Here is a 19150-nt window from a genome sequence, read left to right as displayed (position 1 = left end):
CAAAGAGGCGACAACCAAGCCGCTTTGGCTTTAGAGACTGTCGTAAAAGTCCCCCACCTCACCTTACGCGGCCCTCGCCAGCCGCTTCACCAGCAAGCGTAGCATGCCCAAGTACAACCACGCCTCACTGACGGAAGGATGCTGCTCGTAATCCTTGCTCAACCTCCGGTTCCTCCCCAACCAGGCAAACGTCCACCCCGCCACCCACCGCTTGGGCAACGGCTTAAAGCCCTCTACCCGGGGAAGCTCCGGCACCAGGTACCGGAGGGTTGACGTGAGGCTGGGCTGGAGGGAGGTGGAGGTGGAGGGGCGGAGGCTGGGCCTGGTGGTCTGCCGGGTGCCGGCCTTGGGGCGGAGGGGGGAGTGGTGGCTGTTGACCAGCCTACCGGTGCGGGGGCGGGAGGATGCCCTGCGGGTGGTGGAGGTGTACCGGAAGCGGTGGGAGGTGGAGGGGTTCTTCCGGTTTCTGAAGGCGGGCTTGGGGCTTGAGAGCTTCCAGGTGCGGGGGCTGTTGCGGATTCGGAAGGTGGTGGCGATTTTGCTGGGGTTGGCGGTGTGGGTGTGGGAGGTGGAGCGGGTGGGGGGGCCTTTCAGGGAACTTCTTTTGCGGCTTGGGGGCAAGCTGGGTCTGGCCAGTGAGCGGGATGGTCCCTACCTGCTCCTGAGGGGGCTGGTGCGGTTGCTCAACCACCTGGCTACCCAAGAGTTCCTGGAGGCGGAGAGAGGGGGAAGTTATGGGTAAAGTCCTGTGAGACCATCCTGATTGACAAGCGGAGGCGCTTGGCGCATAGTAAACCTTGCGGCCATACCTTGGAGGGTTGGCCGAGCGGTTGAAGGCGGCGGTCTTGAAAACCGCTGTGGGCCTAGGGCCCACCGGGGGTTCGAATCCCTCACCCTCCGCCAAAAGGCTTGGAGAGGTGGCCGAGTGGTCGAAGGCGGCACCCTGCTAAGGTGTTGTACCGGGATAACCGGTACCGCGGGTTCGAATCCCGCCCTCTCCGCCAAAGAGCCCGGTCTAAGACCGGGCTAAAGTTTTGGTCATGCTGGCCTTGCCCTTGCCTCCCCTCAAACCCTGCCGTTTCCTGAAGAGGAAAAACCGCTTCCTGGTGGAGGCGGACGTGGGGCCTTTGCACCTCCCCAACTCCGGGCGGATGGGGGAGCTTCTCCTTCCCGGGATCCCTTGCTTTTACCATCCCAGGGCCACCCCCAAGACGGTGGGGCGGCTTCTTCTTTTGGAGAGCCGGGGCGTGCTGGTGGGGGTGGATGCCTCCTTGGCCAACCGTCTCTTGGAGTTGCTTTTGAGGGAAGGGGTTTTCGGCCCCCTCGAGGATTTGCGGAAAGAGGTGCGCCTGGAAGGGGAGAGGCTGGACTTCTCCGCCCGGATTGGGGGAAGGGAAGCCCTTTTGGAAGCCAAGAACTGCAACCGGGTGGAGGGAGGCCTGGCCCTTTTCCCCGATGCCCCTACCCCTCGAGGGGCCCGGCACCTTCGGCTTCTGGCGGGCTTCGCCCGGGGAGGGGGGCTCGCCTATGCGGTCTGGTTCGTCCAGCACCCCCTGGCCCAGGCCTTCGCCCTGGACCCGGAAGACCGCGCCCTCCTCCGGGCAGCGAAGGAGGCAGAGGCCGCGGGGGTTAGGCTCCTGGCCTACCGGGTGCGGCCGGCCCTCGAGGCCCTCCACCTGGAAGGGGAGCTCCCCTGGGTCTGGCTACCCGCCCAGGAGGATCTGGAAGGCCACCATCAGGGCCACGGATAGGGTGAGGACCGTGGCCACCCACTCGGCCCTGGCCTCCTTGAAGGCCTCGGAGAGGATCTCCGCTACCGCCATCCAGATCATGGCCCCGGCGGCGAAGCCCAGCCCCACGGGCAGGGCGGGCTTGAAGGCTTCCACGAACAAAAAGGCGGGCACGGCCATAAGGGGCTGGGGCAGGCTGGAGAAGACGCTCCAAAGGGCGGCCCCTAGGACGCTCACCCCGCGGGGGATCAGGACCAGGCTGATGGCCAGGCCCTCGGGGATGTTGTGCACGGCGATGGCCAGGGTGATGAAGACCCCTAAGGCCTCCCCGCCCCCGAAGGCCACCCCTACCCCCACGCCCTCGGCGAAGGAGTGGAGGGTCATGATCCCCACCATCATGAGGGCCTTGCGGGCATCCAGGCCGTTCAGGCTCCCGAAGCTTACTTCCCGTCCATGGAGGAAGCGGTGGGAGAGCTGGATGAAGAAGAGTCCCAGGACCACGCCCAGGAGGGTGCGGGCCAGGCTGTAGTTGACGCCCTCGTAGATGAGGCCGAAGCTGGCCGAGAGCATCAGGCCAGCGGCCGCGGCGTTGGCGAGGCCCAGGTGGCGGGCCACGATGTTGCGGGTAAAAAGGAAGGGCAGAGCGCCAAACCCGGTGGCGACGGCGGTGAAGAGGGCGTAGAGGAAGACGGTCCAAGGGGTAAGGGGAAACCCGTCCATGGCTTCCATTCTATTGCAAGTGATTACTATTAGCAAGAAGCTGGTCCCGTGCCGCCTGGGCTACCTGTTCCCGGTCCAGGAGGAGGTTGTGGCCGCTCTTCGGGAAGACCAGGTACTCCTTGCGGGGGCTTCCTAAGCGTCTGTACGCAAAGGTTGCCCCATCGGCCAAAGCCAAGGTGGTGCGCTCATGGCTTTTTTGGGGCCCCCGTCGTGGCGCAAGCCACGACGGGGTACTTAGGATGGCGAAATAGCCCCGGACCCCGGCAGGGGCCACCACCCGGTCCCGCCCCGCCTCCACCACCAAGGCAGGGGCCTGCACGCGGGGAAGAACCTCTGGGGTGCGCCGCAAGAGGGCCAGGAGGGCGCCCATGGAAAGCCCTACCACCCCTTTGGGTTCGGGGAGCTTTTGGTAGGCGTCCTGGGCCGCTTTCAGCCAGTCCTGCCAGCGCACCTTGGGGAGGTCTTCCGGGTGGGTGCCGTGCCCAGGGAGGGCGGGCTGGATCACCCCAAATGCAACCATCCTCAGCACCTCGGGCAGGGGGCCCAGGGCGAGGAGGGGATGGGAGGTGAAGCCGTGCAGGAGAAGCAGGTTCATGCCTAAGAATACCCTGCCTGGACGCTTGGAAGGCGGCGTGGTAAAACGGGGGGGAATGCTGGGGCAGCCGTCGGGACACCTTGAGGGCAACCTTGCGGAGTTCCCTTTCCCGGCCTTGGTGGGCGCCCTCATGGGGGCTGGCCGCACCGGGCGGCTCCGCATCCGTTCCCCCCACCTGGAAGGGGAGGTTTACCTGCGGGGCGGCCAGGTGGTCCACGCCCGGGTGCAGTCGGGGGAGCGCTCCTTGGAAGGGGAGGAGGCTTTGGACCTCCTGGCGGGGCTCAAGCGGGCCCCCTTCGCCTTTGAGGCCGAGGTCCTCCCCCCGCACACGACCCTGCTGGGGGGGCTTGCCGTACCCGCCCGCCTGGCGGAGGCTCAGGCCGTGTGGCAGGCCCTTTCCCTGCCTTCGGACTGGGGTTATGTGCTGCGTTTGCCTACCGGGGGGAAGGAGGTGGAGCTTGACCCGGAGGCCCTCCGGGTGCTGGCCCAGGTGGAGGGGAAGCGCATCGCCGAGGTGCTTCTGGCCCCCGGGGTCTTGCGCCTGGCGCGGATCCTGCACACCCTTTTGCAAATGGGCGCCCTCGAGGCCGTGCCCTTGGTGGAGGTGCCGCCCGTTTCCCTCCTGGTCCTCCCCATCTACGGGCCGGGCTCCGGGGTGGCCTACGTGGACGAGGCCCTTTACGCGGAGTGGGCTCGGGCCATCCGCCACGGCTTCCGGCTGCGCCTGAAGCCCCATGGGGTGGTGATGGAAGTGCGCCCCCGGCCCAACATCCCGGGGCGGCTTGGGCTTTTGGAGGAGGATCTCAGGCGTCTCCGCCTCAGGCGGGGGGATAGGGTGGAGGTGGTGCCGGAGGTATAGCCATGGATATCCTAGCCTTAAACGAATATCTCAACCGGGTCGTATACGGCTTTCCCATGAAGCTGGTCTTCCTCCTGGTGGGGGCCTATCTGGTGATTTTCCAGATCCGCTGGTTCAGCGCCCCCTTGCGGATGATGCGGGTTTCCTTCAGCGAAACCCTGGGGGCCATCCGCGAGCGGGCCTTTGGCTTCGGCGGGCAGATCACTCCCTTCCAGGCCACCATGGTGGCCCTCTCCGCCACCGTGGGCACCGGTCACCTCCTGGGCATGCTGGCGGCGGTGCTGGTGGGGGGCCCAGGGGCGGTCTTCTGGATGTGGCTCGGCTACTTCTTCGGCACCGGCACCAAGTTCGCCGAGGCCACCTTGGCGGTGCACTTCCGCCGCCGTTTTGCCGACGGCTCGGTTTCCGGCGGGCCCATGTACTACCTCTACCGAGGTCTCCCCAGGCTTCGTTTTCTGGCCTACTTCTTCGCCTTCTTCGCGGCCGTGGCCGCCTTCGGCATCGGCAATCTCTCCCAGGCCGGGGCGGTGGGTGGGGCCTTGGCGCCCTTGGGAGCCCCCCCGGCCCTGGTGGGCCTTTTCCTGGCCCTCCTGGTGGGGGTGGTGCTGGGCGGGGGCATCGTGCGGGTGGCCCGCTTCGCCCAGGTGGTGGTGCCCCTGAAGCTCCTCCTCTTCCTGGTGGCGGTGGTTCCCCTGCTGGTGCGCTACGGGGGGAAGATCCCCGAGGCCTTAGCCTTGGTCTTCCAGGCGGCCTTTAGCCCCGAGGCGGCCTTGGGCGGGGCGGCGGGCTTTAGCCTCTTCGCCGCCATCAACGCCGGGCTCGGCCGGGGCATCTTCGCCAACGAGGCGGGCTTGGGTTCGGCTCCCATCGCCCACGCCCAGGCCCAGGTGGACCACCCCGTGCGCCAGGGCTTCTGGGGCGTTACAGAGATGTTCGTGAGCTTTCTGGTCACGAGCCTCACCGCCCTCACCTTCATCGCCTCGGGGCTTTGGCGGCAGGGGGGGAGCGCGGCCGAGGCTGCGCAGGCCCTCTTCCAGGCCCACCCCTTGGGCGGGCTGGTCCTGGCCCTTACCGTGGCGGTCTTCGCCCTGGGGACCATGGTTTCCTGGGGCTTTTATGGGGAGGAGGCCGCGGCCTTCCTCTTTGGGGAGGGGATCCGCTGGCCCTACCGCCTCACCTTTGCCGTCTTGGCCCTGGTGGGGCCTTTGGGGGGCCTCGAGGCCTTCTTGGCCATCTCCGACACCCTAAACGGCCTCATGGCCATCCCCAACCTCCTGGGCCTGGTCCTCCTGGGGCCGGTGGTGGCCCGGCTGGTCTACGGCTTCTTCCGAGGGGAGCCCTGGATACCGCCCCGCTGAGCCCAAGGGCCTGCCCCTGGGCGCCCAGTGGGGCCTTCAGCGGAAGAGCTCCCGTATGGTTTTTTCCAGCTCTTCCCCGGCCTTGCGGTCCAAGGTGAGCTTCACCTTGAGGGCCACCCTCAGGGCTTCCTCCTCGAGGCTCTCCCGGCTTTCGCACCCCTCCAGGCGTCGCACGAAGGGCTCCGCCTTGGGGCCCAAACGTTGCTTCAGGAGATCGGTGAGCTTACGGCAGAGCTCCTTAGGCCCTTCCACCGGCAGGATGAGGCCCCGCTTGAGGAGGGTGGCCAGGACCAGGTAGGCTTCCTCCCCTAGGCCGCTTTCCCGGGCCACCTCTTCCTCGGTGCGCCGCCCGTCGCAGAGGGTGTAGACCCGCCACTCCTCGGGGGAGGGCTTCCAGCCGGCCTCGGGAGGGTTGGGGTTGCGGCGGAAGACCATGGCTACAGGGCAGCCACGATGGCGTCCACCAGGCGCAGGACCATGTAGACGAAGACCGCCCCCAAGAGGAGGATAAGGGAGAGGAGGAAGAGGAGAAGGCTGCTGGGCTCGCTCCAGGTGAGGATCAGGACCACCAGGTAGGCAAGGGCGAAGAAGACGATGAGCCCAAGCATCTGCCCGCTTCTTTCCCCCATGACCCCGCCGGGGATGGCCCGCTTGAGCCGCAAGCCGTAGAAGACGTTGTATCCCATGAGCAGAAGGCCCAGGAGGAGCAGGACTTTTTCCATGGCCTTATTCTAGCCGTTCCATTCCCGGATAGGTATAAGCTCTCCTCCCTCAATACTTTTGCGCAGAGGGCGATAACGAGTGTCAAACCAGATCTCCAGGACCGCCCGATCTAGGCTCTTGGGGGCCACGATTTCCTTGCGCACGTAATAGCCTCCTTCCACCGGGCTGATTTCCATGCTCTTGGAGAGCCTTAGCTCCACCACCTCGCCGCTTTTCGTGCGCACCCGCACCCGGAAGGCCAAAGGCCCTTCGGGCTTCACATGGGGGTCTTTGCGGAAGGGCCACACCCTAAACCTCCCTTAGATCTGCCACCTGGGCCCTTGTGAGGGCCAGAAGCTCCTCTGGGGTCAGGGAGAAGAGGGCCTTAGGAGTACCCCCTGCGGCCCAGACTCGAGGGTAGACCAGAAGGTCCTGGTCCAAAAAGGCGGGAAGCGGGGTATCGTGCCCCACAGGGGGCACCCCGCCGATGGCGTAGCCGGTCAGGGCCCGCACCTCCTCCGGGGTGGCCTGGCGCAGGGGTTCACCCACCAGGGCTTGGGCCTTCCTCAGGTCCAGGCGGTTCTTCCCGCTCACCAGGAAGAGGTAAGCCCCCCTTTCCCCCACGAAGACCAGGCTCTTCACGATCTGCCCCACCTCGGCTCCCACGGCCTTAGCCGCCTCCTGGGCAGTGCGGGTGGAGGTGGGAAGCTCCTCTACCTTAAGGTGCCCAAAGCCCCGCGCTTCCAGCACCTTCTGCACCTTGGCCGCGGAAGGGGAGAGGCTCATAGGGCGTAGAGGAGCTCGGCCAAGAGGGCCGCGCGGCGGGGGATCTCCGAAACCACCACGTACTCCGTGCGCTGGTGGGCGTCCCCCCCGTAAAGCCCCAGGCCGTCCAGGGTGGACACCCCCAAGGCAGCGGTGAAGTTGCCGTCCGACCCCCCGCCCACCCGCCCCGGGCGCAAGGAGAGGCCCAAGGCCTCCCCGATGGACCGGGCCTTTTCAAAGAGGGCCAGGCTTTCCGCCGTGGGTTCCATGGGGGGGCGGTTCAGGCCTCCGGAAAGCTCCAGCCGGGCCCCGGGGAGGATGGGGGTGAGGCTTTTGAGGCCCTCCTCCACCCGCTTCACCTCCTCCAGGGTCCAAGCCCGGAGGTCGATTTCCACCCAGGCCTCCTCCGCCACCACGTTGCTCACCGTGCCCCCCGCCACCACGTTGGGGCCCAGGGTGGTGCCCTTTTCCCGGTCCTCGAGGGCCGCGACCCTCAGGATCTGGTGGGCGAGTTCCAGGATGGCGTTCACTCCCCTTTCCGGCTCCACCCCTTGGTGGGCAGCCTTGCCCATGGCCTTCAGCCGGTAAAGCCCTACCCCCTTGCGGGCCACCTTCAGGTCCCCCTCGGCGGTGGGGGGCTCGAGGACCAACACCGCCCGGGCCTTCTTGGCGGCGGCCTCGATAAGGGGCCGGCTTTCTTGGGAGCCGATTTCCTCGTCGGGGGTGAAGAGGATTTCCAAAGGGGGAAGCTTCCTTCCCGTGGCCTCCGCATGGCGAAGGGCATAGAGCAAGGCCACGATGCCCCCTTTCATGTCGTAGACCCCAGGCCCCACCGCCCGGTCCCTTTCCAGGCGGAAGGGTTCGGAGAAGCTTCCCTGGGGGTGGACGGTGTCGTAGTGGCAAAGCACCAGGACCGGGGCTCCCTCCCCTTCCCGCTTCAGGAGAAGGATGGGGCCCAAGGGAGTGTCCTTGCGGGAAAGCCGCCCTTGAAGGGGCCCGAAGGCTTCCTCCAAAAAGGCCGCCGCCTCCTGAAGGCCCTTTAGGTGCTTGGAGGGGGATTCCCGGCGCACGAAGGCCTCGAGGTCCTTTAAAAACTCAGGAAGCTTCGCCTGCATCCAGGCTAGGGTTTCCATGGGCTCATTATGGCCTAAGCCCAAGGGGCCTGGTGCCTCTTGGCAAGGGGGCCTCCCCGTGGTATAAAGGAAGGGTATGCCCTTCGGGGCCGGTTCACACGGAAGCGGGGAGTGAGGCTTCTCCCCCTCCTTTTCGTGTGGACGTGCGCAAAATGCGCCCGCCTTCCTTGGAAGGCGTGTAAGGAGGAAAGAGGCGGCATGGAAGAAAAGGCGACCCAGGTCAGCGAAGCCAACTTGACCCCAGGACAGACCTTCAGCATGGAGGAGGCCCTTCAGGAAACCGAGGCCCGCTTGGAAAAGCGTGTGCGCCCAGGCCAGTTCCTGACGGGCAAGGTGGTTCTGGTGGGCTCAGAGGGTGTGGCGGTTGATATCGGCGCGAAGACGGAAGGCATCATCCCCTTTAACGAGCTAACGGAGAAGCCCCTTCCCGAGGAGGAGCTAAAGGCCCTTTTGAAGCCCGGGGATCTGGTGCGGGTCCAGGTGATCAAGGTGGACCCCGAAACGGGCCAGGTCTTTCTTTCCCGCAAGCGGGTGGAGGCCACGGAGCACTGGGACCGCATCCGGGAGCTTTATGAGAAGGGCGAGCCGGTGACCGTCACCGTCAAGGAGAAGGTCAAGGGAGGCGTGATTGCCGACCTGGATGGTGTGTCCGCCTTCATCCCCGCTTCACAGCTGGACCTCAAGCGCGTTCCCAACCTGGATGCCTACGTGGGCCAGCAGATCCTGGCGAAGATCATCGAGTTTAACCGTAAGAAGGGGCGGGTTCTCCTCTCCCGTCGGGTGGTTTTGGAAGAGGAACAGAAGCGGGTCAAGGAGGCCTTTTTCCAAAGCCTGCAGCCCGGACAGGTGGTGGAGGGCACGGTGGTGGACGTCACCGACTTCGGGGCCTTCGTGAACCTGGGCCCGGTGGACGGCCTGGTGCACCGTTCCGAGATCACCTGGGGGCGGTTTAACCACCCCAAGGAGGTCATTCACAAGGGGCAGAAGGTGCGGGCCCAGGTGGTTTCCGTGGACCCCTCTAGGGAGCGGGTGAACCTGTCCATCAAGGCCTTGATCCCCGATCCCTGGACCACTGTGGCTGAGAAGTACCCGGTGGGAAGCCGGGTCCGGGGCAAGGTGGTGGGCCTGACCCAGTTCGGGGCCTTCGTGGAGGTGGAGCCTGGCCTCGAGGGCCTTATCCACATCTCCGAGCTCTCCTGGACCAAGCGGCCCAAGCACCCCTCCGAGGTGGTGAAGGAGGGGGATGAGGTGGAGGCCGTGGTCCTCAGGCTGGACCCCGCAGAGCGCCGCCTCTCCTTGGGCCTCAAGCAGACCCAGCCCGACCCCTGGCAGCTCCTCACCGAGAAGTATCCCCCAGGTACCGTGGTGAAGGGCAGGATCACCGGGATCACCGACTTCGGGGTCTTCGTGGAGCTGGAGCCGGGCATGGAAGGCCTGGTCCACGTCTCCGAGCTGGACCACCAGCGGGTGGAGAACCCCGCCGCCCTCTTCAAGAAGGGGGAGGAGATGGAGGTGGTGGTCCTCAACATCGACCCCGTGGAGCAAAGGATCTCCCTCTCCCGCAAGCGCCTCCTTCCCCCTCCGCCCCCCAAGGCCGAGGAGGAGCGGCCCCGCCGGGCCAAGGGCAAGGAGGCCCGGGGCAAGAGGAAGCCCGGACCCCGCCGGGAGGAGCGCCGGGAGTACGAGTACGGGGCGGTGGCCGAGTACAACCTCTACGATGCCTCCGCCATCCCCATGGCCAGCGCCAGCGTGAAGTTGGGCGACCTCTACGGCGACCTCCTGGCCAGCCTGGGCCTCGAGGAGGAGAAGTCCTCCTAAGCCCCAAAAAGGCTTGGGGGCCCCACCTAATGGTGGGGCCCCTTTGTTTCTGCCCTCCAGGTGTGGGCCTGGGGGCCCGGGGGCTTTACTGGAGAGCCTTTTCCCTACCGTAGAAGATGCGCAGCAAGGTGTAGGAAACCAGGTAGGTAAGCAGGGGGCCTCCCAGGACCAGGGTCCAGAGCACGGCGTTGTTCCCCAGGATGGAGCCCTGCTGCTGGAAGTCGATCTTGTACCCCGCTAGGGTGGCCATGAGGAAGAAGACCAGGAGGGCCAGGATGGCGCTGGTGCGCCCGGGATGCTCCGAGGGAAGCTCCATGTAGCGCATCTTGTCCTTGCGGGTGTCCAGGAAGGGCAGGAGGAGGCCCACCAGGCCCAGGATCCCCGGAATCACCACCCCCCCGATGAACTCCGGCCCGATGGTGGCTCCGAATAGGTGGAACTCCCAGGTGGAGGGAATGAGTTGGAGAATGCCGTAGATCCAGAGGAAGTACCAATCGGGCTTGACCGCTGGGGTGTTGGGGGTGGGCGGCCCAAAGGCCTCGATGGGGTGGGCCAGGAAAGCCCCGGCGATCAGGGTCATGATGCCCACGTACAGGGCGAAGAGAATGCCCATCATCACCAGCTGCTGGGGGTACATGGGCACGCCCAGGATCTTGCCCGGGGCCACCCGCTCCGCGTAGCGGGGCTGGGTGTGCTTCTGCTTCATCATGATGGCCAAGTGGGCTCCGATGAGGGCCATGAGGAGGAGGGGCAGCCAGAGGACGTGCAGGCTGAAGAGCCGGGGGATGGACTTGGTCGAGCCCGGGAACTCTCCCCCAAACATCACCTCTGCTATGGCCCCGCCCACCCAGGGGATGGAGGCGGCGATGCCGTAGCCGATGCGGGTGGCGGTCACCGCATAGTTGTCGTAGGGCAGGGCGTAGCCGGTGAAGGCGGTGACCACCGCCAGGCCCAAAAGGGCCAGGCCCACCAGGTAGTTGAGTTCCCGGGGTTTCTTGTAGGCTCCTGAGAGGAGAATGCGGAGCATGTGCAGGAAGGCGGCGGCGATCATCACGTGGGCCGACCAGTGGTGGAGGCTCCGGATCACCGCCCCGAAGGGGAGGCTGTCGATGTAAAGGACGCTGGCGTAGGCTGCGGGCACGGTACGGCCGTCGGGGAGCTTCACCTCGCGGATGGAGGGCTCAAAGTTCAAGGTAAGGAAGATGCCGGTAAGTACCAGAACGATGAAGGCAAAGAGGGTGATCTCTCCTAGAAAGAAGGAGTGGTGTACCGGGAAGGCCTTGCGCAGGACCTTCTGGTAAAGGCCAGAGAGGTCTAGGCGTTCATCCAACCACTTGTACATGCTTCCCTCCTAGACGTGACGGCAGAAAGCCGCTTCCGCCTTCACCCCCACCTCGCCCAAGAACTCCCCTGCGGCCACCAGGAGGCCGCCTTCCACTTTGAGGGGAAGCTGGGGCACGGGCCTGGGCGGGGGGCCGGAGATGATCTTGGCCCCTTGGGCGAAGTCAAAAGTGCCCCCGTGGCAGGGGCAAAGGCCCGCTTTCTTGTCCGCCACCCACTGGCTGATGATACAGCCCAGGTGGGTACAGACGGCCGAGAAGGCCACGATGCCTTCCACTCCGTGCTGGGCCACCTCTGGGGCAAGATCTTCGGGCCTATAGCGCACCACCAAGACGGTGTTCTTGGCCTCCCCGCTTTTCACCACCTTGCTCTTGGGGTCCATGGGGTAGGCCAGAAGGAAGGGGTCCCCGGGCTTGAGCTCCTCTGGACGTATGGGCTTGGGCTCCCCCCCGCCTTGGGCGTAGACCAGGATGTCCCCGGGCTTTAAGGGCTCTTTCTCCGGTGTGACCTCAGCTTTGGGACGTAGGCTGGCGCCCACGTAGAAAGCGGACACCAGGGAGAGGCCGATACCGGTGCCGATGGCGGTCTTTAAGAAGAGCCGCCTGCGGGAGGTGCGTAAGCGAAGCTCGCGTTCGTCCATGCTTCACCTCTTACCAGGGGAAGTGGCTCTTCTCCTCCTCGGTGACGGTTTCATCGCGGCCGAAGAACTTTTTGTAAATGCCGAGAAGGGCTGCCACCACAAGGCTGATAGCCCCGAAGACTGCGCCTTGGAGCCAGGTGGGGTTGTGGCCGGTCTGGGCGGAGTAAACGATAAGGCGCACGAAGAACCCGGAGAGGGCGGTGAGGAGGAGGACCAGGATCACCCCTACCGCCACAGGAGCGGTGGAGGGGGTGGGGAAATGGCGGCCGGGGCGTAGCTCTACTCCCTCCAGCCAGTAGGACACCAGGCCGATGAGGCCGTAGAGAAGGAAGACGGCGCCGAAGGCCATCAGGCCGATCTGGCCCACGGAGAGCTCCTCGGGCGTGTGGCCCAAAAGGCGAGCGATGTGGAGCCCATCCATGTAGGCCATGTAGAAGAGGCCTGCGGCCAGGATGAGGGCGAAGGTGGGTACGATGGGGTCATTGCGGTACATACCTTAGCCCTCCTTATTCCACCGGGCCGAAGCTGTTGCCGAAGCTGTTGCGGATGTAGGTGGCCACGGCCTTCAGGTCCTCGTCCGAGAAGGCGGCGCCCACCGCAGGCATAGCGCCGCGCCCGTTTTTGACCACGTTCAGGATCATCTGGGCGTCTTTCAGGTTGGCGTTGCCCGCCAGGGCGGGGAAGGCCGGGGGTATGCCCTGGCCGTTCGCCCCGTGGCAGGCGGCGCAGTTGGCCTCGTAGATGGACTTGCCCTTTTCCATGAGGGCCTGGTCCAAGTTACCCGCAGGGGCAGCCTGACCGCCGTGGGTCTGGGTTCCCTGGGCAGGGGGGGCTACTTCGGCCACGATCCTCTCGGTGGCCGGGCTCAAGGCGAAGTAGGCCCAGATGCTACCCAGCACGATCACCGAAGCCACCACGTACCAGATGGGGTTGAAGCGCACCGGCTCCACGGGGAGCTCGGGTTCCCCCACGGCCAGGCGGAGCTCGAGGGTTCCCGCCACCTCTCCCCCCTCATCCAAGCCCAGGACCATCACGTCGGGGTAGTTGTTAACGGTGAAGGGGATTTCTCGTATCTCCTCACCTCCGCCGCGGAAGTGGGTTACCACCCGCAAGACATGCTCCCCGTCGGGGATCTTTCGGGTGTCCAGGTTTAGCCGGTATGGGGGTTCCTTCAGAACCGCCAGGGGCTCGCTGGCCCCGTCCAGGTACACCTCAATCCGGTCTACGACCATTCTGCCTCCCTTTGTGAAGGGGGGTACAAACCCCCACCCCACTACTATAAGCGTACCCTGGCAAGGACAGATGTCCCCGCTTATGGAAGGAGAGGCTCAGGAGGCAAGGAGGGTCTGCAGGCGGGAAAAGCTCTGGCGTACTCCTTGGATGTTCCCACCCACCTCGAGGGCCGCGGTGGCCAGGAAGCCCTTCAGCCGGGGGGCTAGCCTTTCCCAGGGCACGGCTCCCGTGCCCACGGGCAGATGGTCATCCCTGCGGGCGTGGTTGTCGTGGAGGTGCAGGTGGATGAGCCGGTCTCCCAGGGCCTCCCAGTAGAGGGATGGACCTAGGGGACCCAGCTCCACCAGGGCGTGGCCCACATCCAGGCAGAAGCCGTAATGGGGGAAGCGGTCCAGGAGGGCCTTTAGCTCCTCCGGGCCCCGGAGGAGGTCCTCCTCGGAAAGGGCCAAGTTTTCCAAAGCCACGGGGAAGGGAAGGGGAAGGAGGGCGGAGAGGGTCTTTTCCAAGGCCTCCCAGGCCAGGCTTAAGGCCATGGGGTGGCGCACGGGTACCTGGCCGGTGTGGAGCACGCCCACCTTGGCCCCCAGGGCCTCGCCAAACTCCAGGGCCCGCTTGAGGCGTTCCTCGGCCAGGGCGCGGACGCTGGGGATGAGGCTGGCTGGGTTCATTTCCACGAAGGGAAGGTGCAGGGTGAACCCCACCCCCAAGGCTTCCCCCGTGGCCCGCAAGGTCTTGGCGTCGGGAAGGGGTAGGACCTCGTGCAGGTCGTAGGGAACCTCGAGGTCCAGCCCCAGTTCCGCCGCTAAGCGGAAGGCTTCCTCATAGCCCATCTCCGCATTGAAGGGACTGAAACCTAGGCGCATCCCTGCCATTTTAGGGTCTTTATGGAGGAATTAACCCCTTCTCGCCATATTGTACCCCTTAGGTACTCCCAAACGTGGCTTAGAGAGGGGGCTTGTCGGGACCCCCACCCTGGCAGAGCCAGGGTGGGGTGGTATTACCGGATGGCCTCCGCCTTCCGCTGGGCCTCCTCCAAGGCCTTCTGGGGAGGAACCCCACCCTTTAGGGTTTTTTCCAGGGCCTCTGCCAGGAGAGCGGCCCAGGCGGAGAACTGGGGATGGCGGGGGCGCTCCTGGGCGTAGGCGATCTGCTCAAAGGCTACCTTGCGGAAGGGGTTTTCCCGGTAGAACCCCTCCAAGAGGGGGATGGCCGATTTGCGCACGGGCACGTAGTAGCTGGCCTGCACCCAGCGGGCCACGTTCGGAGGCTCCATCAGGTACTTCCAGAACTCCAAAGCCCCCCGCACTTGGGCCTCGGAGGCCCCCTTCAGAACCACCAGCTGGGCTCCACCCATGGGCACCTTGCCCCCGGGTTCCCGGGGCACCGGGGCCACCCCTAGGGTGAAGGCGAAGGAGAAGTTTTCCGCAGCGGGCCAGTTGGCGATGGAGGCCATGACCATCATCCCCTTGGTGCGCACGAAGTCCAGCTGGGCGAAGGTGGACTCGGCCATGCTCCTTGCGGAGAGGGCCCCGGCCCGGTTCAGGCGCCAGAGCATTTCCAGGGCCTCGAGGGCCTCCTTGGAGGCGAAGTTGGGCTTGCCATCCTTCACCAGGTTACCCCCTCGGCTGGTCACCATGGCCTCAAAGAGCCAGGCCTGGGGGTCGGTGACGAAGATGAAGCCCTTGGCCTGGCGGGAGGTGAGGGCCCTGGCCACCTCCTCAAACTCCTGCCAGTTCCTCGGGGCCTTAAGCCCCTTGGCCCGGAAGACGTCTAGGTTGTAGAAGAGAACCGGGGTGGAGGTGTTTAGGGGAAGGCCGTAACGTTTCCCCTCCATGACCCCGTAGTTCCAGGCGGGTTCAAAGAGATCCTCCAGGAAGGCGTGCTCCAGGTTCAGATAACCATCCAGGGCCAGGGCCCGGCCCTCCCCCACCAGCCGGGGGAAAAAGCTGATCTCCGCCTGGAAAAGCACGGGCTGGCTTCCCGTGCGTAAGGAGGCCACCAGCTTGGTTTCGGCATCCCGGTAGTTTCCTGCATACTGGGGTACCACCCGGTAGAGCCCCTGGCGGGCGTTGAACTCCTGGGCGAAGGTGGAAAGAAGCCTCCCCGCGGGGCCATCCATGGAGTGCCAGAAGGAAACCTCCGTGCGGGTGCCGGCCTGGGCCAAAGCTAGGGGAAGGAGAAGAAACCCGAGGGCCAAAGCTAACGGCTGTTTCATGGGGTGGATTTTACCATCCAAAAAGTCAAGCCCAGGTCAGGGCTTCTTTAGCGCCTCTCCACCCCCATGGCCTTCCTCTGGGCCTCCTCGAGGGCCACCTGGGGCTTCACCCCCTGCTTCAGGCTTCGTTCCAGGGCTTCCTCCAGGAAGCTGTACCAGACCACCAGCTCCGGGTCCTGGCTCCAGGGGCGCCCCACCTCCGCCTGGGCGAAGACCGCCTGCCTTTCGGGGTCTTTCAGGAAGTCCCCAAGCTCCCGCTCCACCTCCCTCCGGAGGGGCAAGTACCAGGTAGTCCGCACCCACTCCGCCTGGCGCTTGGGCTCCAGGAAGTGGAGCCAGAAGGCCACGGCCCCCCGGGCCTGCTCCGGGCTTGCCCCCTTGAGCACCGCCAGGGCCGCCCCGGAAAGGGGCACCCAACCCCCTTCCCGCCGGGGCAGGGGGGCCATGCCCACCTGGAAGGGCAAGGAGGTCTGGGCGAGGACCACGGGGAGGGCGGTGGTGGGGCCGATGCCCATAAAGGCCTTGGTGCGCAGAAAATCGGCCACGGCAAACTGGGCCTCGGCCAGGTTCCTGGCCTGGGCGTGTCCTTTCTGCACCATGCGGTACAGCATCTCCAAGGCTTCCACCGCCTCCTTAGAGGTGAAGGCGGGAAGACCATTCCTGACCAGGCTCCCCCCGAGGCTCATCACCAGGGCGTTGAAGCTCCAGATGTCCGTGGAGATGACAAGCCCCTTGCTGGTGCGGCTGGTGAGCCTGCTGGCAGCCTCCTCCACCTCGGCCCAGGTCCTGGGGGGCTTAAGGCCCCGGGCGCGGAAGGCATCCTTGTTGTAGTAAAGGACGGGTACAGAAAGCCCAAGGGGAAGGCCATAGGTCTGCCCCCGGACCTGGGCGGTTCGCATCATTTCCGGATAGAGGTCCCTGGGCAGGTTCTGGAGGTAGGGGTTCAGGGCCAAGGCCACCCCTTCCTGGGCCAGGCGGGGGAGGAAGGAAAGCTCCCCGTGGAAAAGGACCGGGGCCCCTCCCGAGCGCAAGGCGGCCAGGAGCTTTACCCCTGCCTCCCGGTAGTCCCCCACGTAGCGGGCCTCAATCCGGTAGGTGCGCTGGGACTCGTTGAAGCTTTTTATAGCCTCCTCCAGGACGGTATTCCCTGGGGGGCCCGCCGTGTGCCAGAAGGGGATGACCACCTGGGCTTGGGCCAGGGTGGCCAGGACTAGGGGAAGGGATAGAAACCGCCTCATCCCCTAAAGGTTATCCCGTCTGGGGTGAGAGGGCTGAGAGGGGGAGGGAGAGCTTTTTAAGGAAGGGTTCGGCCTGCCGGTAAAGGGTTTCCCGAAGGGCGAGGAAGCGCTCCCGGGCGAAGGGGCCTGGGAAGCCTGGGGGAAGGAGCTCGGGGGGCAGAAGGGGGTCCAGGAAAAGGAGCTTGCGCATCTCGTGCACCAGGCGGGTCAGGGTCCGGAAGGCCAGAAGGGGGTCCTCGAGCACCGGGGGCACGCTGGAGAAGAGGGTTTGGTAATGGGTCGAGGCCTCCTTAAGGGAAAAGGGGCGGAGCACTTCCTCCTTCGGCCCGAGGTGCTCCGCCCGGAAGAGGGTGGCGGAAAGCCCGTAGAAGGCGAGGAGCTCCTGGGTGGCCTCGAGGTCCACCCCCGCCCCCAAGTAGACCCCGCTTTGCAGGCTACCGTAGCCCAAAAGGGCCATCTCCCGCCGGAAGCGTTCCCTTTCCCCCCGTTCCCTGGGGCCTTCCGGCAGGACCAGGAGGAAACGCCCGTCCCAGGAGGTCCTGGCCTCATAGAGGCGCCGCCGAACCTGGCGCACCTGCCAGTAGACCCGGTCGGAAAGGGCGTAGTAGGCCATGCGCCCCCGCCGCTCTGGCACCACCCAGCCCCTTTTGGCGCTCCGGGAAAGGGCCGCCCTCACCGCTCCCTCGGAGAAGCCCAAGACCTCCATCATGGTGATGAGGTCCCGCACCCGAGCGCGCCGTTCCGGGTAGATGTATTCCACAAAGAGGGTGAAGATGGTGGACCTGGCCCGCATCAGAAGGCTGGCTCCAAAAGGCGTTCCTTGTATTCCTTAAAGGCGGCCTCCAGGAAGGTGGCCAGGGGCATGCTTCCCAGGTTCCCCTTCAGCCGCCTGCGGACGCTAACCGTGCCCTCGGCCTTTTCCCTGTCCCCCACCACCAGGACATAGGGCACTTTCTGCAGCTCAGCGTCGCGGATACGGGCCTGCATGCGCTCGGGGCGGAGGTCGGCCTCGGCCCTGAGGCCCGCTTCCTTGAGCCTAAAGACCACCTCCTTGGCGTAGTCCTCCTGTTTTTCCGAAACCGGCACCACCACCATCTGCACCGGGGCGAGCCAGAGGGGAAAGTTTCCGGCGAAGTGCTCGATGAGGATGCCGATGAAGCGCTCCAAGGAGCCAAAGGGGGCGCGGTGGATCATGACCGGGCGGTGCTCCTGGCCGTCCGGCCCCACATAGGTGAGGCCGAAGCGCTCGGGGAGGTTGTAGTCCACCTGGATGGTGCCAAGCTGCCACTCCCTTCCCAGAGCGTCCTTCACCACGAAGTCCAGCTTGGGGCCATAAAAGGCGGCATCCCCTTCCTCCACCGTGTAGTGGAGGCCAGCTTCCAGGGCCGCCTCCTCAATCTGCCTTTCCGCCAAGGTCCACTTGGCTTCATCCCCCACGTACTTGTCGCTTTTGGGGTCCCGGGTGCCGATGCGGGCGCGGAAGTCCTTGAGGCCCAAGGTGGCGAAGACCTTCAGCACCAGGTCCAGGACCCCCAAGAACTCCGCCTTCACTTGCTCCGGGGTGCAGAAGAGGTGGGCGTCGTCCTGGGTGAAGCCCCGCACCCGGGTGAGGCCCAGAAGCTCCCCCGCCTTCTCGTAGCGGTAGACGGTGCCGAATTCGGCGATCCTCAGGGGAAGCTCGCGGTAGGAGCGCTTCTTAAAGGCGTAGATGCGGATGTGGTGGGGACAGTTCATGGGCTTTAAGAGGTACTCCTCCTCCTCGCCCCTTTCCTTGAAGCTGATGGGAGGGAACTGGCTTTCCGCATAGTAGGGGTAGTGGCCGCTGGTGCGGTAAAGCTCGAGGCTCCCGATATGGGGGGTGGTGACCAGCTGGTAGCCCCGCCGGATCTGCTCCTCCCGCATGAAGGCCATGAGCTCCTCGCGGATCACGTTCCCCTTGGGAAGCCAAAGCACCAGGCCCTTGCCCACCATGGGGTCTATCAGGAAAAGCTCCAGCTCCCGCCCCAGGCGGCGGTGGTCCCGCCTTTTGGCCTCCTCCAGCTGCCAAAGGTATTCCTTTAGCTCCTCGGCGGTGCGGAAGGCCACCCCGTAGACCCGCTGGAGCATGGGCCTTCTCTCGTCCCCCCGCCAGTAGGCCCCGGCCACGTGGGTGAGCTTGAAGTGGGGGGGAATGCGGCCCGTGGAGGGCACATGAGGCCCGCGGCAGAGATCGGTGAAGCCGTAGGCCTCGTCCCCTTGCTGGTAAAAGCTGATCTCCTCGCCCTCGGGAAGGTCCAGGATGAGCTCGGTTTTGTAGGGGTCCTTGCCCTGATAGCGGGAAAGGGCCACCTCTCTGGGAAGCACAAAGCGGCGCATGGGAAGGTCTTTGGCGATGATGGCCCGCATCTTTTCCTCTATGGCGGGGAGGTCTTCGTCGGAGATGGGCTCGGGGGCGTCGATGTCGTAGTAGAAGCCCTTTTCGATCACCGGCCCCACCCCAAGCCGCACGCTTTCCGGGTCGTAACCCTTTTCGGCGAAGAACTCCTTCACCGCCTGGGCCAGCACGTGGGCCAGGGTGTGGCGGAAAAGGAGCTGGTACTCGGGGTCCTTTTCCGTGAGGATCCGGACCTGGGCCCCGGGCGGGAGGGGCTTTAGCAGGTCGTAGACCTCCCCGTTCACCAAGGCCCCCACGGCCGCCTTGGCCAACCCTGGGCCTATGGCCCGGGCCACGTCCCAAGCGGTGGCGCCCTCGGGGACCTCGAGGGCCTTCCCATCCGGCAGGTAGACCACCATGAACCCTACTATACACAGCCCCGTGGCTGGC

21 protein-coding genes and 2 tRNA genes are annotated in these 19150 nt (G+C 65.5%); 7 read left to right on the top strand and 16 right to left on the bottom strand.

Annotated elements, in window-relative coordinates:
- The first annotated feature begins 154 nt into the window (after positions 1–154).
- The 4 genes from L1087_RS05270 to L1087_RS05255 all read left to right on the top strand — a co-directional run bounded on the left by L1087_RS05270 (position 155) and on the right by L1087_RS05255 (position 1751).
- Positions 155–742, top strand: a complete 588-nt coding sequence (locus tag L1087_RS05270; protein ID WP_326490702.1) for a transposase — start codon at positions 155–157, stop codon at positions 740–742.
- Between the two features lie 70 nt (positions 743–812).
- Positions 813–903, top strand: a tRNA-Ser gene (locus tag L1087_RS05265).
- Positions 904–911: 8 nt separating this feature from the next.
- Positions 912–1004 (top strand) — tRNA-Ser (locus tag L1087_RS05260).
- A 36-nt stretch (positions 1005–1040) separates the two neighbouring features.
- Positions 1041–1751, top strand: coding sequence for a DNA/RNA nuclease SfsA (locus tag L1087_RS05255; protein ID WP_234557953.1), 711 nt, complete (start codon positions 1041–1043; stop codon positions 1749–1751).
- On the opposite strand, the gene L1087_RS05250 is transcribed toward L1087_RS05255, so the two are convergent.
- Both L1087_RS05250 and L1087_RS05245 read right to left on the bottom strand, forming a co-directional pair.
- Positions 1704–2450, bottom strand: coding sequence for a ZIP family metal transporter (locus tag L1087_RS05250; RefSeq protein ID WP_234557952.1), 747 nt, complete (start codon positions 2448–2450; stop codon positions 1704–1706). The two genes, L1087_RS05255 and L1087_RS05250, sit on opposite strands and share 48 nt — an antisense overlap.
- 10 nt (positions 2451–2460) lie before the next feature.
- Positions 2461–3045, bottom strand: a complete 585-nt coding sequence (locus L1087_RS05245) for an alpha/beta hydrolase (protein ID WP_234557951.1) — start codon at positions 3043–3045, stop codon at positions 2461–2463.
- A 55-nt stretch (positions 3046–3100) separates the two neighbouring features.
- Here L1087_RS05245 and L1087_RS05240 point away from each other — a divergent pair, with 55 nt between their 5' ends.
- On the top strand, positions 3101–3904 hold the full coding sequence (locus tag L1087_RS05240) for a DUF4388 domain-containing protein (protein ID WP_234557950.1): 804 nt from the start codon (positions 3101–3103) through the stop codon (positions 3902–3904).
- Positions 3905–3906: 2 nt separating this feature from the next.
- Entirely contained in the window at positions 3907–5262 is a 1356-nt protein-coding gene (locus tag L1087_RS05235; protein ID WP_038041088.1) for an alanine/glycine:cation symporter family protein, read from the top strand.
- A gap of 36 nt (positions 5263–5298) precedes the next feature.
- Here the strand turns inward: L1087_RS05235 and L1087_RS05230 are convergent, their stop codons facing one another.
- The 5 genes from L1087_RS05230 to L1087_RS05210 are packed head-to-tail and all read right to left on the bottom strand — an operon-like array spanning position 5299 to position 7862.
- Entirely contained in the window at positions 5299–5697 is a 399-nt protein-coding gene (locus L1087_RS05230) for a hypothetical protein (RefSeq protein WP_135259273.1), read from the bottom strand.
- Between the two features lie 2 nt (positions 5698–5699).
- Positions 5700–5984, bottom strand: coding sequence for a hypothetical protein (locus L1087_RS05225; RefSeq protein ID WP_135259274.1), 285 nt, complete (start codon positions 5982–5984; stop codon positions 5700–5702).
- A gap of 9 nt (positions 5985–5993) precedes the next feature.
- Positions 5994–6272 (bottom strand): hypothetical protein, encoded by a 279-nt coding sequence (locus L1087_RS05220; RefSeq protein WP_234557949.1) that lies wholly within the window; start codon positions 6270–6272, stop codon positions 5994–5996.
- A gap of 1 nt (position 6273) precedes the next feature.
- Complete coding sequence (locus L1087_RS05215; RefSeq protein ID WP_135259276.1) at positions 6274–6750, bottom strand: YbaK/EbsC family protein; 477 nt, start codon at positions 6748–6750, stop codon at positions 6274–6276.
- Positions 6747–7862 carry a M20 family metallopeptidase gene (locus L1087_RS05210; protein WP_234557948.1) on the bottom strand — a complete coding sequence of 372 codons (1116 nt, stop codon included), beginning with the start codon at positions 7860–7862 and terminating at the stop codon, positions 6747–6749. The genes L1087_RS05215 and L1087_RS05210 overlap by 4 nt, the downstream gene beginning before the upstream one ends.
- Positions 7863–8060: 198 nt before the next feature.
- Between L1087_RS05210 and L1087_RS05205 the strand changes: the two genes are divergently transcribed.
- On the top strand, positions 8061–9680 hold the full coding sequence (locus L1087_RS05205; RefSeq protein WP_234557947.1) for a 30S ribosomal protein S1: 1620 nt from the start codon (positions 8061–8063) through the stop codon (positions 9678–9680).
- An 85-nt stretch (positions 9681–9765) separates the two neighbouring features.
- On the opposite strand, the gene L1087_RS05200 is transcribed toward L1087_RS05205, so the two are convergent.
- The 9 genes from L1087_RS05200 to thrS form a co-directional block, all read right to left on the bottom strand.
- On the bottom strand, positions 9766–11022 hold the full coding sequence (locus L1087_RS05200; RefSeq protein WP_234557946.1) for a cytochrome b: 1257 nt from the start codon (positions 11020–11022) through the stop codon (positions 9766–9768).
- Positions 11023–11031: 9 nt separating this feature from the next.
- Positions 11032–11661 carry a QcrA and Rieske domain-containing protein gene (locus L1087_RS05195; RefSeq protein ID WP_135343241.1) on the bottom strand — a complete coding sequence of 210 codons (630 nt, stop codon included), beginning with the start codon at positions 11659–11661 and terminating at the stop codon, positions 11032–11034.
- A gap of 10 nt (positions 11662–11671) precedes the next feature.
- The gene (locus tag L1087_RS05190) at positions 11672–12154 is read right to left on the bottom strand and encodes a cytochrome C (RefSeq protein WP_234557944.1); all 483 of its coding nucleotides are present in this window, start codon (positions 12152–12154) and stop codon (positions 11672–11674) included.
- Positions 12155–12167: 13 nt separating this feature from the next.
- Entirely contained in the window at positions 12168–12893 is a 726-nt protein-coding gene (locus L1087_RS05185; protein WP_135259282.1) for a c-type cytochrome, read from the bottom strand.
- A 96-nt stretch (positions 12894–12989) separates the two neighbouring features.
- Positions 12990–13757, bottom strand: a complete 768-nt coding sequence (locus L1087_RS05180; protein ID WP_234557943.1) for a sugar phosphate isomerase/epimerase family protein — start codon at positions 13755–13757, stop codon at positions 12990–12992.
- A gap of 134 nt (positions 13758–13891) precedes the next feature.
- Positions 13892–15109, bottom strand: coding sequence for an ABC transporter substrate-binding protein (locus tag L1087_RS05175; RefSeq protein WP_234557942.1), 1218 nt, complete (start codon positions 15107–15109; stop codon positions 13892–13894).
- Between the two features lie 47 nt (positions 15110–15156).
- Complete coding sequence (locus L1087_RS05170; protein ID WP_234557941.1) at positions 15157–16347, bottom strand: ABC transporter substrate-binding protein; 1191 nt, start codon at positions 16345–16347, stop codon at positions 15157–15159.
- A 10-nt stretch (positions 16348–16357) separates the two neighbouring features.
- Positions 16358–17140, bottom strand: a complete 783-nt coding sequence (locus tag L1087_RS05165) for a PaaX family transcriptional regulator C-terminal domain-containing protein (RefSeq protein ID WP_234557940.1) — start codon at positions 17138–17140, stop codon at positions 16358–16360.
- Positions 17140–19119, bottom strand: a complete 1980-nt coding sequence (thrS, locus tag L1087_RS05160; protein WP_234557939.1) for a threonine--tRNA ligase — start codon at positions 19117–19119, stop codon at positions 17140–17142. Before thrS ends, L1087_RS05165 begins: the two co-directional genes overlap by 1 nt.
- Positions 19120–19150 lie beyond the last annotated feature (31 nt).

The organism is Thermus tengchongensis (assembly GCF_021462405.1).
Classification (GTDB): domain Bacteria; phylum Deinococcota; class Deinococci; order Deinococcales; family Thermaceae; genus Thermus; species Thermus tengchongensis.
The sequence above is the reverse complement of the archived record's forward strand: the minus strand, read 5'-3'. Positions and strand labels throughout refer to the sequence as shown.

Bases quoted from the DNA above. Each gene is read 5' to 3' on its own strand.
- L1087_RS05255 (WP_234557953.1), top strand. From the start codon at position 1,041: ATGCTGGCCTTGCCCTTGCCTCCCCTCAAACCCTGCCGTTTCCTGAAG.
- L1087_RS05250 (WP_234557952.1), bottom strand. From the start codon at position 2,450: ATGGACGGGTTTCCCCTTACCCCTTGGACCGTCTTCCTCTACGCCCTC.
- L1087_RS05245 (WP_234557951.1), bottom strand. From the start codon at position 3,045: ATGAACCTGCTTCTCCTGCACGGCTTCACCTCCCATCCCCTCCTCGCC.
- L1087_RS05240 (WP_234557950.1), top strand. From the start codon at position 3,101: ATGCTGGGGCAGCCGTCGGGACACCTTGAGGGCAACCTTGCGGAGTTC.
- L1087_RS05235 (WP_038041088.1), top strand. From the start codon at position 3,907: ATGGATATCCTAGCCTTAAACGAATATCTCAACCGGGTCGTATACGGC.
- L1087_RS05230 (WP_135259273.1), bottom strand. From the start codon at position 5,697: ATGGTCTTCCGCCGCAACCCCAACCCTCCCGAGGCCGGCTGGAAGCCC.
- L1087_RS05225 (WP_135259274.1), bottom strand. From the start codon at position 5,984: ATGGAAAAAGTCCTGCTCCTCCTGGGCCTTCTGCTCATGGGATACAAC.
- L1087_RS05215 (WP_135259276.1), bottom strand. From the start codon at position 6,750: ATGAGCCTCTCCCCTTCCGCGGCCAAGGTGCAGAAGGTGCTGGAAGCG.
- L1087_RS05210 (WP_234557948.1), bottom strand. From the start codon at position 7,862: ATGGAAACCCTAGCCTGGATGCAGGCGAAGCTTCCTGAGTTTTTAAAG.
- L1087_RS05205 (WP_234557947.1), top strand. From the start codon at position 8,061: ATGGAAGAAAAGGCGACCCAGGTCAGCGAAGCCAACTTGACCCCAGGA.
- L1087_RS05200 (WP_234557946.1), bottom strand. From the start codon at position 11,022: ATGTACAAGTGGTTGGATGAACGCCTAGACCTCTCTGGCCTTTACCAG.
- L1087_RS05195 (WP_135343241.1), bottom strand. From the start codon at position 11,661: ATGGACGAACGCGAGCTTCGCTTACGCACCTCCCGCAGGCGGCTCTTC.
- L1087_RS05190 (WP_234557944.1), bottom strand. From the start codon at position 12,154: ATGTACCGCAATGACCCCATCGTACCCACCTTCGCCCTCATCCTGGCC.
- L1087_RS05185 (WP_135259282.1), bottom strand. From the start codon at position 12,893: ATGGTCGTAGACCGGATTGAGGTGTACCTGGACGGGGCCAGCGAGCCC.
- L1087_RS05180 (WP_234557943.1), bottom strand. From the start codon at position 13,757: ATGCGCCTAGGTTTCAGTCCCTTCAATGCGGAGATGGGCTATGAGGAA.
- L1087_RS05175 (WP_234557942.1), bottom strand. From the start codon at position 15,109: ATGAAACAGCCGTTAGCTTTGGCCCTCGGGTTTCTTCTCCTTCCCCTA.
- L1087_RS05170 (WP_234557941.1), bottom strand. From the start codon at position 16,347: ATGAGGCGGTTTCTATCCCTTCCCCTAGTCCTGGCCACCCTGGCCCAA.
- L1087_RS05165 (WP_234557940.1), bottom strand. From the start codon at position 17,140: ATGCGGGCCAGGTCCACCATCTTCACCCTCTTTGTGGAATACATCTAC.
- thrS (WP_234557939.1), bottom strand. From the start codon at position 19,119: ATGGTGGTCTACCTGCCGGATGGGAAGGCCCTCGAGGTCCCCGAGGGC.